Annotated in this window: 2 protein-coding genes; both read left to right on the forward strand. The window is 66.1% G+C overall.

Translation table 11 applies throughout. The annotated features are described in order from the left end of the window. Positions 1-41 precede the first annotated feature (41 nt). Positions 42-12035 carry a hemagglutinin repeat-containing protein gene (locus AC2EWF_RS08300; RefSeq protein ID WP_483638887.1) on the forward strand — a complete coding sequence of 3998 codons (11994 nt, stop codon included), beginning with the start codon at positions 42-44 and terminating at the stop codon, positions 12033-12035. Between the two features lie 335 nt (positions 12036-12370). Next, on the forward strand, positions 12371-13042 hold the full coding sequence (locus tag AC2EWF_RS08305) for a hypothetical protein (RefSeq protein ID WP_483638888.1): 672 nt from the start codon (positions 12371-12373) through the stop codon (positions 13040-13042). The last annotated feature ends 2 nt before the right edge of the window (positions 13043-13044 follow it).

The raw sequence follows: 13044 nt of genomic DNA on the forward strand, positions 1-13044 counted from the left end.
AGTAAAGCGCCGGCAGGCCGAAGGGATCGAGGAGCGATGCCATGAAGAACGCGACGATGCGCAAGCCCACGGGCACACCGACGGCCACCGGGTCGTGGCATCGCTCCTTGCGTCGGCATGCGCTGTGGGCCGCACTGACCCTGGCGCTCGGCGTGCCAGCCGTCCAGGCGCAAACCGTCGCCGACGGCGGTACGCACACCAACGTGATCGCCGCACCCAATGGCGTGCCGGTGGTCAATATCGCCGCGCCCAACGGCGCGGGCGTGTCGCACAACACCTACCAGCAGTTCAACGTCGGCAGCAACGGCCTGATCCTCAACAACAGCGGCGCGGTCAGCAACACGCAGTTGGCCGGCTACATCGGCGGCAACTCCAACCTCGGCGTGGGCCAGGGCGCCTCGCTGATCCTCAACGAAGTGACGTCCACTTCCCCGAGCCAGTTGAACGGTGCGATGGAGGTGGCTGGTCGTGCGGCCCAGGTGGTGGTCGCCAATCCTAACGGCATCAGCTGCAGCGGCTGCGGCTTCATCAATGTGCCGCGCGGCACGCTGACCACCGGCCGGCCGCTGTTCGCCGGCGACGGCTCACTCAGCGGGGTGGCGGTCACCGGCGGCATGATCACCGTCGAAGGACAGGGTCTGCCTAGCGGTTCGACCGACCAGGTGGATCTGCTCGCGCGCGCCGTGGCCATCAATGCCGGCGTCTGGGCACGCCAACTCAATGTGGTCACCGGCCCCAACCGGGTCGATTACGCCACGCTGGCCACCCAGCCGCTGAGTGCGACCGGCGCCACGCCCACCGTGGCGCTGGACGTCTCGACGCTGGGCGGCATGTATGCCAACGCGATTCGCCTGATCGGCACCGAGGCCGGTCTGGGCGTCAACAGTCAAGGCGAAATCATCGCCCAGAACGGCGACCTCACGCTGACCAGCGCAGGCCAGGTCGTGCTGGCAGGCAAGACCACGGCCACCGGCAACGTCACGCTCAACACCGCGCAATCGCTGACCAACCAGGGCACGCTTGCCGCCGGTAATACGGTCAAAATCACCAGCGGCGACTTCACGAACCAAGGCGTGCTCTACAGCGGCAACGCGATGACGCTGTCCGCCGACGGTACCGTGAGCAACAGTGGTCAGATCGAAGCACAGAGCGGCGCACTCACCGTGCAGGCGCAAGGGGCGATCACCGGCACCACCGGCAGCAGTGTGTACGCGGGTGGCCCGATCAACGTGTCCGGTGCTTCGTTCGGCAACGCGGGCGCGTTCGAATCAGCCCAGGGCCTAACATTGCAGGTCAGCGGCGCTGCCAGCAACAGTGGCAGCCTGTCGGCGGACGCCGGCAATTTCAACCTGACGGCCGCGACGATCGCGAACACCGGTCGTCTCGCCGTCGGCGGCAACGCGGCCCTGAATGCCTCCACGAACCTGACGAGCAGCGGCACGCTGGTCGCCGACGGCGCCGTAACGCTGACCGCGCCGACCCTGAGTACCGCGGGCACGGTTCAGGCCGGCAGCACGTTGGGCCTCAGCGGCGGCACGCTGACCAACGACGGCAAGCTGTACGCCCTTGGCGGTGCGTGGACGGCCGCGCTGAGTGGTGGCTTCGCCAACCAGGCCGGTGGCGCCGTCTACGGCAGCCAGAACGTCACGTTGAACGCGGCGTCGTTGACCAATGCGGGCGGCATCGAGGCGCAGCAGGGTGATGCGATTACCCTCACCGGTGCGTTGACCAACAACGGCACGCTGCAGTCCGACCAGGCCGACGTGGTGGTGCAGGCCGCGAGCCTCGCCAACAGCGGCACGCTCAGTGCACAGCGCAACCTGCAACTGCAGACGAACGGCACGGCGCTGAACAGCGGCGTGCTGGTCAGCGGCCAGGCCTTCAACCTGTCGTCGGGCAGCTTCGACAACCAGGCCAGCGGGCAGATCCAGAGCGGCACCGACGCGACGTTCTCAGGTAACACGCTGAGCAACGAAGGGGCAATCGGCGTCAAAGGCAACGCCGCGTTATCCGGCACCGCGCTGACGAATGCGGCCGGTGCGCAGTGGATCGCCGCCGGCACCCTCACGTTCAACCAGACCGGCGCGGTAAGCAATGCCGGTGTACTGCAGGCTGGCGGCGACCTGACTCTGGAACATGCCGCCTCGCTCATCAACAGCGGCACGCTGCAGACCACGGCCGGCAATCTCACCCTTCTCACCGGCACCCTGACCAGCACCAGCACGCTGGGCGCGTACGGCAGTGCCTCGCTCAGTGCCAGCAACAGCCTCAGCAGTACGGGCACCTTGTCCACCGGTGGGACACTGGGCCTGTCGTCAGCGCAACTGGTGACTGCCGGCACCGTCGAGGCGGGCGGCGCGTTGACCCTGAGCGGCGGCATGCTGAACAACAGCGGCAAGCTGTACGCGTTGGGCGGCCCATGGACAGCCACGTTGAGCGGCGCGTTCACCAATCAGGGCAGCGGCGACGTCTACAGCAGCCAAGGCCTCACGCTTGGCGCGGCCTCGCTAAGCAGTGCCGGCAGCATCGAGGCACGGCAGGCGGCAGGCATCATCGTGGGCGATGCCTTCGTCAACAGCGGCACGCTGCAGTCGGATCAGTCCGGCATCATGGTGAGTGCATCGTCGCTGACCAACACGGGCACGTTCAGCGCCAACCAGAACCTGCAGTGGCAGGTCGCCGGCGCCGCGCAAAGCAGTGGTGTGCTGGTCAGCGGCCAAGCGATGAATCTGTCGTCGGGCAGCGTCGACAACCAGGCCGGCGGGCAGATCCAGAGCGGCACCGATCTGGCCGTGTCGGCGGCCACGCTGGACAACGAAGGTACCGTCAACGCCAAGGGCAACGCCGTGCTCGGCGGATCCTCGCTGAGTAATGCCACTACGGGACAGCTTCTCGCTGCCGGCACGCTCACCGTGGGCGAAACCGGCAGTGTCAGCAACGCGGGCGTGTTGCAGGCCGGCAGCGACGTCACCCTGACCCAGGCCACTTCGCTCACCAATGCCGCGGGCGCCACCTTGTATGCCGGACAGGACGTCAACCTTGCGCTGGGCCAAGGTCTGACCAACGCCGGCATGCTCTACGCCGGGCGCACCAACACGTTGTCGGTAGGCAGTGTCGACAATACGGGGACGTTGCGCAGCGACGGCAATCTGTCGCTGACCAGCGCAGGCGATGTCGTCAGCAGCGGCGCCATCCAGGCCCAGCAGGCACTGAACCTGCTGGGCGGCGCGGACGTCACGAACAGCGGCAAGCTGTACGCCATCGACGGTGCGTTGACGGCACAGACCGCAGGCGTCTTCAGCTCCACGTCCACCGGCGACATCTACAGCGGTCAGGCCATCGGCTTCCAAGTCGGCAGCTTTGCCAATGCGGGTACGCTGGAAGCCACGCAAGGCATCAACATCGTCGCGCAGGGCAACGCAGGCAATAGCGGCGTCCTGCAGGCCGACCATGGCGACGTGGTGGTGACGGCGAGCAGTCTGGCCAACCAGGGCACCTTGAGCGCCAACGGCAACGTGCAGGCAAGCGCCAGCGGGGCGCTGACCAATGCCGGCAAGGTCGTCGCCAACAGCGCGCTGATCTTGACGGGCGCCACCCTCGGCAACAGCGGCCAGGTGCAGAGCGCCGGCAACACCATGTTGCAGGCCGCCGCGATCGACAACAGTGGCCGCCTGCAGTCGGGCGGCACGCTGACGATCACCCGCAACGCCACGTTGACCAATGAAGCCACTGGCCTGCTGCTGGCGGCGGGCGACTTCAGCGCCGATACCTCATCGTTGCTCAGCAATGCCGGCGTCATCCAGTCCGGCGGCAACGTGTCCGTCGACGGCACGGGGGGTATCGACACGGCGGCGGGCAGCACGCTGTACGGTGCCGCGCTGACCACCTTGCAACTGGGCGGGGGCTTCACCAACGCCGGTACGGTGTACGGCGGCCAAGGCGTGCAACTCGCCGCGGCCAGCGTGGGCAACACGGGTGTACTGCGCAGCGATGCAACGCTCAACGTGACGACCCAGGGCGATGCCGGCAACAGCGGGACTGCCTACGCGGTGGGCAACGCCGGTTGGAACGTTGCTGGCACGCTGACGAATACCGGCGTGTTGGCCTCCGCCGCAGACACCACGCTCACCGTAGGCAGCCTCGCCGGCAATGGCACCTTGGCTGCGGGGCTGCTGGGCAATGGCGTGCTGGGGGCGTCCGGCGTGCTCGATGTGACGGCGACGGGAAGCCTGGTCTCGCAGGGCCGCGCCCTGGCTGCCGGCAACCTGGCCTTCACCGGCCAAGCCATCGACCTGACCGGCAGCCAGACACGGGCCGGCAGTAACCTCACGTTGTCGGCCCGCCAGGGCAACGTCGTCAATGCCGGTAGCAACCTGGCCGCCAATGGCACCGTGTCCATCACCACGCCGGGCAGCCTGATCAACGGCGGCACGGCGGCGCAGGGTGGCCATATCAGTGGCGCCACGCTCAACCTGACGGCCGCCAGTCTCGACAACCGATACGGCACGCTGACTCAGACGGGTACGGGTGACCTGGCGTTGGCCTTCGTCGGCGCCTTCGAGAATGCCTACGGCACGCTGGCCAGCAACGCCGGCAATCTCCGTATCCAAGCTGCTTCATTGGACAACACGGGCGGCACCCTCCAGCAAGCGGGCAGCGGTGTGCTGACGCTCGACGCCAACGGCGACCTGACCAACACCCACGGTCGGATCGCCGGCAACGGTGCGTTGAATCTCCAGTCTGGTGGCACGTTTGCCAACAACGGCGGCACGCTGAGCGTGGCCGGCAACGCCACCGTCAACGCCGTGAACATCAACGACAGCCAGGGCACGCTGATTGCCGACACCCTTCGCGCCACCGCGACGCAGGCGTTCACCAACACGGCCGGCACGGTGCAGGCCGCCGGTGCGTTGACGCTCAATGCGGGGTCGCTCGACAACACCGGCGGCTACATCAAGGTCACCGACGCACAGGCCTTGGGTGTCACGACCAGCGGTGCGCTGACCAATGGCGCAAATGGCTTCATTGGTGGCAACGGCGCAGTGACCCTGCAGGCCGGCAGCCTGACGAACGCGGGTCAGATCTACGCTGGCCAGACACTGGGCGCGATGGTACAGGGGGCGCTCATCAACAATGGCGGTGCGTTGCAGGCCATGAGCTCGCTGAGTGCAACCAGCGGCGGCGCCCTGAGCAATCGGTCTGGCCAGATCGAAGCCGGTGCGGGCGACGGCAACGCCACGCTCGGCCTCACGGCAGCCAACATCGACAACACCGGTGGCCGCATCGCGGACAGCGGTCACGGCAGCACCACCGTCAACGGCAACCAGGGCATCGTCAACCAAGGCGGCACCCTGGGTGGACAGGGCGCCGTCGCGCTCACCGCCGCCAGTATGGACAACAGCCACGGTGGCCATCTGGTGGCCGGGCAGAACCTGGGCTTCGCCTTCGGTGGCGTGAACAACGCCAGCGGCACGGTCTACGCTGCCGGCAGCCTCACTTGGAACAACAGCGGTGCGAGCCTCGCCAACGCGGGCGGCAACCTCGGTGCGGGCGGCGACCTGTCGCTCACCTTGCAGTCGCTGGACGACACCGGCGGCGCCTTGGCCGCCAATGGCAACGTTGCGCTCACGGCCAACACCGTCACGGCGTTGGGCCGCGTCGCCGCCGGCCAGAACCTAACCTTGACGACGGGCGGCAGCTACACCAACACGACCAGCAGCCAGCTGGTTTCCAACGGCAACCTGACCCTCAACCTCGGCGGCAGCTTCAGCAACGTTTCCGGTGCGACCTTGCAGGCCGTCGGAACCCTGGCCGTCAACGCCGGCAGCATCGACAACGCCGCCGGCGCCACCCTCAACAGTGCCGCCACCACGCTTACCACGGGCGGTGCGCTGACCAACGAGGGCAGCATCGAGGGCAGCACCATCACGCTCAATGCGGGATCGCTGACCAACATCGGCAACATCATCGGCGGCACGCTCGTCGCCACGGCCGGCAGCCTCACCAACGGTGCCGACCTCGGCGCCACGACCAGCAACAACCCCTATCAGAGTGCGCTGATCGCTGGCAGTAACAGCATCGCGCTGTACGTGGGCGGCACGCTGCTCAACCGCGACGCCACGATCTTCACCACCGGCGACCTCACCATCGCCGCCAACCCCGGCGGCCGCCAGGCACAGGCCGTGACCAACCTGTCCGGCGACATCGAGGCCGACGGCAGCATCACCCTCGACGCCAACCAGTTCACCAACCAGCGGCGGGTGTTCCAGACCACCACCTACACCCTCAATGCCGCCGAGCAGGCGCAGAACACCACGACGGGCGCGCCGCTCGCACGCTATCTCGCCACGGACACCAATCCCAATCACCAACCGCCCAACGTGACTGCGGCCCAAGTGATCGGGAGCGCCGAGTTCGCGAACGCCACGGCGTATTGCAACGCCCACGACAGCGACAGCGGCCGTTGCGTGGGTTACCCGAATGGCGTGGGAGCGCCGGTGTCCTTCCAGTCCGTCTCCACCGATACGGTCACGTCGGTAACGAAGCTGCTGGCGACCAGTGCGCAGGGCCAGTTGCTGGCCAGCGGCAACATCACGCTCAACGGCTCGGTGCTAAACGACAAGTCCACCATCGCCGCCGGCAACAACCTGATCATCAACGGCCAGAACGGCGGTACAGGTGGTGGCAACACGTCTACCGCCACGGTGCAGAACGTGGCTTGGGCGCCCACCGCGCAGGTGACCGAGAGTACCCAGGATCAGACCGCCTGGCAGTACCTGCAGAACAGTCCCCGCACCTGGATCGACGGCGGCTGGTGGACCTACGGCACCACCACCGGCCAGCAGCAGATCTCGCTGGCGCCGGGCGCCGCGCCGAGCTGGGTCAGCTACAACGCCGGCACCGGTCTGGCGGCCAGCATGACCGCAGGCAACACCGTGTCGATCACGGCGCAGACCATCAACAACACGACCGTGAATGCAAGCGGCCAACCCGTGCAGGCGGTGATCGACCTGGGTTCGAACAGCGGTGCGCAGAGCGTGGGTGGCAGCGCAGCCGGCACGGTCGGCCAGGCCAGCGGCGCGGGCGGCAGCGTGGGCGGCGTGGCCGTGGGCAGTGCACCCGATCAGGTGAGCGGTGGTTCGCTGGGCCTCGCCACCGCGCGCACCCCTGGCACCGCACCGGCGCCGGCCGGCGCTTCGGCGCAGAGCCTCGGCCCGAACGGGGGAAATACCCCTACGGGGACCTCCCTTCACGCCGCGTCGGGTAGTACGGCGGCGCTCGCTGCACCGCAGGTCGTCTCCACCCTGATCGGGCCCAATGCCGACGTGCGCCTGCCGCAAACTGGTCTGTACACCATCAACGTGCAGCCCGGCAGCCAGTTCCTGGTGGAGACCAATCCGCAGTTCACGCAGTACAACAACTTCATCAGCAGCAACTACCTGCTGCAGCAGCTGGGCTTGAACCCGGCCACCACCGAACAGCGCCTGGGCGACGGCTTCTACGAGCAGCAGCAGGTACTGGCGCAGATCACGGACCTGACCGGCCGGCGCTACCTTGCCGACGACACCGACGCGCTGGACCAGTACCGCGACCTGATGAACAACGCCACCGAAGTGGCGAAGCAGTTCGACCTGTCGGTGGGCGTGGCGCTGACACCGGCGCAGATGGCCAACCTCACCCAGGACATCGTGTGGCTGGTCAACGTGACGGTGGACGGCCACCAGGTGCTGGAGCCGGTGGTGTACCTGAGCGCGTCCGACGCGAAGAACCTGGCGGCGAGCGGGGCGACGATCGCCGGCAAGAACGTGATCCTGACGGCCAGCGGCACGATCACCAACAATGGCACCATCGCCGCGAGCCAGAACGCCCAGCTCACCGCCAGCAACTTGCTCAACAGCGGCACGATCAGCGCGGGCAACAACCTCAGCATCAACGCCGCGCAGAACATCTTGAACGGCGGCACGATCAGTGCCGGTGGCAACGTGAGCCTGGTCGCCGGCAACGACGTGCTGAGCGGGGTAAGCGTGGCGCAGAGCCTGGGCTCGGTGAACTTGGCCGGCCTGGGATCGCCGGTCGGTACGGTGGCCCTCTCCAACCTCTCACTGCCCAGCAGCATCAGCGCCGGTAGCAACCTGTCGATCGCGGCAGGTCGGGACCTCTCGCTGGACACGGCTCCGGTGGCGGCGGGCGCCAACCTCAGCCTGGCGGCTGGCCGCGACCTCACGGCGACGGCGACCGCGATCCACGCCGGCGGCGATGCGCAACTGCTCGCCGGTCGCGACCTCAGTCTGCTGGCCATCGGCAGCACCAACCGCATCGGCACGCCGCACGACAGCGTGGAAACCACCACGCACACCGTGGACACGCTCGCCGCGGGTGGCACGCTCAGCCTGTTGGCCGGCCACGACCTCGCGAGCCAGGGCGCCCAGCTCACCGGCGCCACGCTGGCCCTTGCCGCCGGCCATGACGTGAACCTGCAGGCGGTCACCGACAGCGCCACGCGCACGAGCCAGAGCATCCAGGGCCACACCGTCATCAACGCCGGGCAAACCGACCAGAGCGTGCGCGGCACCACGCTCACCGGCACCGACGGTCTCGGCGTGAGCGCCGGCCACGACCTCACCGTCACCGCCGGTCAGTTGAACAGCGCCAACGGCAACGTCGCCCTGGCCGCCGGCCACGACCTCACCCTCGCCGCTGCGCAGGAAGACCACAGCAGCTACCGCGACACCGTCACCTCGCACAGCAGTTTGCTCTCCAGCAGCAAGACCACCACCCACGATGCGACCAGCGACAGCTACGCCATCGGCACCGCGATCAATGGCAACAACGTGACGCTGGCCGCGGGCCACGACCTCACCACGCAGGCGGCCCAGCTCACCGCTGCCCAGGGGCTGGCGCTTTCCGCGGGCCACGATGTCACCTTGGGCGCGGGTGAGCAGACGCATGCCAGCGAGCACAGCGAGGAGCACACCAGCTCCAGCCTGTTCAACACCAGTGCCACGCGCTTCGGCTCGCTGGACCCGGAGCAGTACAGCCGGCAGAGCAGCAGCGCGACCGCGCAGACCTGGAGCATCGGCAGCACGGTGTCGGGCGACACGGTGACGGTGGCGGCGGGCCACGACCTCACCGGCACGGCGGTGCAGATCGCCGGCACGCACGACGTGACCCTGGCGGCCGGCAACAACCTCACGCTCAACGCTGGCCAGGACACCTACAGCGAGAGCGACGGCACCACGGTGAGCCGCACCGGCCTGATGAACGGCGGGGGTCTGAGCGTGCTGATCGGCAATCGCACCACGCAGGCGGGCACCACGGTGCAGGACACCAGCTACACCGGCAGCCTGGTGGGCAGCACGAACGGCGCGGTGACGCTCACCGCCGGCCACGACGTGCACCTCACCGGCAGCGACGTGCTGAGCCAGACAGCGACGACGATCGTGGGCCAGAACGTGACCATCGATGCGGCAGTGGGCAGCACCGACACCACACAGACGCAGAAGATGCACAGCGGCGGCATCCACGCAGGTTTGAGCGGTGCGGCCGTAGCGGCAGTGCAGGCGGCCTCCGGCGCCATCCAACGTGGCAGCCAGACCACGGATAGCCGAGTCAAGGCGCTGTACGCCATGCAGGCCGCCTATGCGGTGGGTAGTGGCGTACAGGCTGCCCAAGCTGCTGCGAGTAGCGGCGGTGGGGGCATCAACTTACAAGTGGGCATCACCGGCAGCACGGCACGCAGCGAGGCGACGACGCACGACGATGTGACTTACGGTAGCGCCATTCGGAGTGCCGGCAATGTCACCATCGCGGCGACGAACGGCGACTTGAACGTGATCGGAAGCCAGATCGACGGCCAGAACGTCGCCCTAGCCGCCAGCCACGACCTCAACCTGCTGAGCCAAGCCGAGCAGCACACGGAGAAGAACACCAGCAGCAACGCCAGCGGTGGCGTCGGCGTAAGCTTTGGCACCAACGGTTTCAACGTGTACGCACAGGCGGCGATGGGTCAAGGCAAGGGACACGGCAACGGCACCACGCACACCGATACGGTGGTGAATGCTGCCGACACGCTGACCTTGGTCGCCGGCAACGACGCCACGATTCAGGGCGCCCAGGCGAAGGGCAACACCGTGCTGGCCGACGTCGGCCGCAACCTCAACATCGCCAGCGAGCAAGACACCAACGACTATGCCAGCAAGCAATGGCAGGCCGGCGGCATGGTGATGATCGGCATGGGCGGTGGCGGCAGCTTCAGCTATAGCCAGAGCAACACCCAGAACCACTATGCCAGCGTGACCCAAACCAGCGGCATTGGGGCGGGTAGTGGTGGCTATCAGATCTTCGTGGGCGGCAACACCGACCTGAAGGGGGCGGTGATCGACAGTACGTCCGATCCGTCCCTCAACTATCTGAGCACGCAGTCCTTGACGCATGAGGACATCGCCAATAGCGCCAACGCGAATGCATCTGGCTACGGTGTGGCGCTGAACTACAACTCCGCGGCCAAGGGTGAGCAGAAGATCAACATGTCGGGTACGGGGCCGCAGGTGCCTGTCAGCGCGGACAAGAGCGGCACGACGCAAAGCGCCATCGCTCAGGGAACGCTGGATATTCGCAACGGTTCCACCAGCGACATCAGCCGTACTCCGACGTGGAACAATGGTCAGGTCAGCGCCTACAGCCAGCAGCAGCTGGCCGACAAGCAGGAACTCGCCAACGCCTTCGTCGGTACCGCCGGCATGGTAACCAGTGCGGTGTACAGTGCCCGCGAAGCGGACTACAACGCACAGATCCAGCAGAAGTTGAGCCAGGCGCGAGATGCCGAGAGCGGGGGCGACATGGCGACCGGACAGGATCTGCGCTGGCAGGCGTTCAATCTGCAACAGCAGCGCGACAACCCCGCGTTGTCGCCAGTGGAAGTGGGGGCGGCAACGGCGCTGGCGGGTTCGCTGCTGGGCGGTTCGCCGAATCTGGGATACTTGGCGCAAACCAGCACGCTGGATTATCTCGGCAACGCATGGACCAACGCCGGCAAGGGCTTCAACCAGACTCAGGCGGTGGCGGTCACGTGTGCGAACACCGAAACGCACTGCCAGAACGGCAAGGGTGGATTCCAGCTGGACACCAGTGGGCCGTTGGCGGATCAGCTGGCACAGCTCAAGCAGGCGGGATACACCCTGACCTTGCTCGATTCCATTCCGGGGCCATCCGGTGCGGGCGGACAAACCTACTTTGCCACCAACGGCATCGACAACGGGTTGGCGCGAGCGGCACAGGTGATGATCGGCAATGTGGCGACCAGTACCGGGCAGACGGGCACAAGCTTCTACCTGCAATACAACCAGACCTATGGCACGGTGTCCGACCTGTTCCAGGCCGGCTGGGACAAGTTCGTTGCGCCGATGTATGGCGAGTACTCAGCCACCACCAACGCCTTGGCTAGCGCGATCTGGCAGTACCCGAGCAGCGCCGCCACCGGCAACGTCAGCCTCTACGGCCACAGTTGGGGCAGCATCACCACGCGCAATGTTGAGAACGTCCTGGCCGGGGGCGGGTACCAGAACGCAGGGATGAGTGTGGCGGTGTTCGGGCCGGCGGTGGGGCCGGGGAGCATTGTGGATCCGTTGGAGAAGATTACGGATAAGCCAGTGAGCGGCAAGAACGGCTTGGCTCTAATTAATCAAGTTTCCTACTTTAGTAAATACGACGATCCGGTGGCTACCTTTGTCGGCGGAACACTTGCCAACTCACCGTACTTCGACCCGAATTCCGGCGTGTATCTGCAGGGTGCTTCGCAAGGAAGCATCTGGCAAGCCTTGCAAGGTCTGGCGTCGGTCTTCTCAGGCGACATCAACCCGCACAGTTGCTACAACCTCGATTGCCTCGGTACGCCGCAGAACTGGACAGCGCAGGATGCGCTGAACTATAGCTTGCAGCACCAGCCGCATGGTTCACAGACGCAGTTGCAACCGCAGTCCCCTGCTCCGCCGCCAGTTTCGACTGAGGCGGCGCCAGCCTCGAAGGCCAATCCATGAAATTGGGCTTGCTTTGTTTCGTAGTCACAGCATCCGTATTGCAGGCGGGTTGCATGCTCGACAATTCACGGCTCTACGATGGCTCAATTCCGGAGGCGCCGCAACAGTGGCCGATTGACGTGGCAACCTGCTCACTTGAGGCGGATATTGTTGGGAAACTTGGTTATGTAATTACATGGACGCAGTATCCGTTTATTCCAGGAACCATCGCTGGGTGTGGCGGGGCTTTACCTGGGGTAGCGTTTACGAATAATTCGATTGGTACTCCAATATGGAGGGGCATGGACAGTACGGGGCGCGGCGTTAAGGACTATAACGTCTATTACGAGGTGTACATGGACAAGAACGACATCGTGCATCCCGGCAGTCTAGCCAAATGTAATCCTTCCAATTGTTACGTGAATTTGCAATATACCGACCCTACATGGACGTATCACCCACCGAACATTCCCTCCTGGGGGCCGGGTCCGAAGGGCCCTGACTGGGTGTCGAAGGTTTGGACTTTCAACCGACCCCTCTTTGATCGCACTGAAATCATCAATGGCCTGACGTGGCGCCATTACATGTTCTGGCGATACGAAAGCTTGAGCAGCGATCCCACAGCTCGGCCCTTGCCGGTCGACTCGCCACAGGGGCAGGCGGACGACCCGGCGGCGCTCACCCCTGCGCCCGTGGTGGCCGTACCGTACCCGGATGCGCTTGAAATGGTCGGGGAGGTCTACGAACACGCCGTGGACGCCGACCACACCATGCTGGTCTTCGCCAACTACATGCGCCCGGTGACTCAGGACGCGCAGTGGTTCGCGGTACGCCGCACCATGCTGCGGAAACTGGTCGACGCCGTGACCATCCGGCCGCTGACGCCGGAGCTCTGGCGCACGCTGAATCTTCAATACCAGGCCCAGATGCGAACCCAAGGCGAAGGCCGCTGGCAGGCGCAGATGCGCGAGGATGCGCAAAAGGCGTTTGAGGCTCGCCAACAAGCCGAGAGCAAGACGAGCCACTGACC

The organism is Rhodanobacter sp. sgz306013 (genome assembly GCF_057031145.1).